Genomic DNA, 809 nt, shown 5'->3' with positions numbered 1-809 from the left:
AAACCGCCAGAAACTTCCGCTCCATCGTCGCAATCGCCGCGGCCTTCATCTTGATCAAATCCGTCCACACGGCCTAGAAATGGAAAAACGGCTGCGTTGGCAATGGCGTCGGCCCGCTTCAGGTAGTTGGCGTGTCGACGAAACTTACATCAAGGTTCGCGGGAAGTGGACGTATCTCTACCGGGCGGTGGATAAGTTCGGCAATACCATCGATTTCTACCTCTCTGCCACCCGCAATACCAAGGCAGCGAAGCGGTTTCTTGGCAAAGCGTTGAGAGGTCTGAAAGACTGGGAAAAGCCTCATACAATCAACACAGACAAAGCGCCAACATACAGCGCGGCCATTTCCGAGTTGAAAGCGGAAGGCAAATGTCCCGAAGAAACCGAGCATCGCCAGGTCAATTATCTGAACAACGTCGTTGAGGCCGATCACGGCAAGCTGAAACAACTGATCCGGCCAGTGCGTGGGTTCAAAACGTTGAAGTCCGCCTATGCGACAATCAAGGGTTTTGAGGTCATGCTTGCTCTGCGCAAGGGCCAAGCCGGCATCTTCAACTTCACGAATGACATCCTTGGCGAGGCCCGTATTGTCGAAAGAGCGTTTGGCATCGGTCCATGTGCTCTATCTGAAGCCGTAACCATGTTGGAAAACCATCTTCAGGATGTCGAAGCTTGAACCGAGAGGCGCTAACACGCCGGAATCCGTCCAAATTCGACATTTGCAACAGAGCCGTTCTTTTCGCAGTTTTCTTTTATGTACGCTATGGAGTTTCCTACCGGGATCTGGAGGAAATCATGGAAGAGCGCGG

The 809-nt window shown here is 52.4% G+C and carries 1 protein-coding gene; it reads left to right on the top strand.

Annotation, left to right across the window (positions count from 1 at the left end; all coding sequences use genetic code 11):
• A partial coding sequence (locus tag Q0835_RS30010; RefSeq protein ID WP_298967151.1) for an IS6 family transposase occupies window positions 1-676 on the top strand: 676 nt, incomplete at its 5' end.
• Window positions 677-809 lie beyond the last annotated feature (133 nt).

The organism is uncultured Roseibium sp. (assembly GCF_947499295.1).
Taxonomy (GTDB): Bacteria; Pseudomonadota; Alphaproteobacteria; order Rhizobiales; family Stappiaceae; genus Roseibium.
Note: the sequence above shows the minus strand (reverse complement) of the source record. Positions and strands in the feature narration are given on the sequence as shown.